The following is a 958-nucleotide window of genomic DNA, read 5'->3' on the forward strand; positions in this document are numbered from 1 at the left end:
GGGGGAAAACAAAGTGGCTACGAGCACGCAGAGCCAAGCTCAATCGGGCTGATGTTTTTATACCAGTGCGTGTTGGGAAAAAGGCTAGGTGCCAACATTTCGACTCGCGTCCGGCCGAGCGAGTCGATTCCGGTGTGGTTTAGCCGAGGCGAAATTGAGCGATTGCTTGAGCAATTAGTGGGAATTCATCGTTTGATGTTTCTGTTGTTCTACGGCGCAGGACTGCGACACAAGGAGTGTCGTCGGCTGAGGATCAAGGATGTTTGTTTCGACGAAGGGCATCTTGTTGTTCGCGATGAATCGGGAACAGACATTCAGACGGTGCAAAACCTGATGGGACATAAGGACATTGAAACGACGATGCGATAGGTTCATATTCGCCCGAAGCTTGGAAAAACCGTTAAAAGGCCCGTCGATACATTGCCGGATTTCTAAGCCATTCGTCATCGTCAGACCACGGGGACCGACGGAAGCCGGGAAGTGGTGAAACTGCGGTGAGCGTCTGCACCTTCGGTTGCCTGGGGTGCACGCTCTAAGTCCGCCCCAGCGAAAGTAGAATCGGATTATTGGCGACCGGCGCAGCTGTTGCAAGCGAATTCTCTGAGTTTTTTTGTTCGCTGCGGTTGTTAAGGATGTCGATGGTCGTTTGTGGGTGAGTCACCGATAGGGTTGGTTGATTTTCGGGACGCGGGGGCGGTGGAGATTGAGGTGTAGCAGGGAGATGCGGTGGAGAATGATGTTAATGATGGGAGAGAGATTGAAAAAGTTAAATTGACAATTGTAAATTTTAAATTTGGGGAGAGGTGTGCGTTGGGTGGACTATGCGATGCATCGGGGAAGGAGGATGGCGAGGGAACGCTGGCCGCTCGGACGAGATTAGGATTAAGAGTAGGATTAAGATTAAGAATCCGGTGAGCTGACGAGGGCTGCAACGGGAAGCGACGCGATCGGGAGAGGA

Annotated in this window: 1 protein-coding gene; it reads left to right on the plus strand. The window is 52.0% G+C overall.

What is annotated here, in order from left to right; translation table 11 throughout:
• Positions 1–369: site-specific integrase (locus RMSM_RS10535; RefSeq protein ID WP_040765431.1), on the plus strand; the 369-nt coding region annotated here is incomplete at its 5' end.
• Between the last annotated feature and the right edge of the window lie 589 nt (positions 370–958).

The organism is Rhodopirellula maiorica SM1 (assembly GCF_000346295.1).
Classification (GTDB): Bacteria; Planctomycetota; Planctomycetia; order Pirellulales; family Pirellulaceae; genus Novipirellula; species Novipirellula maiorica.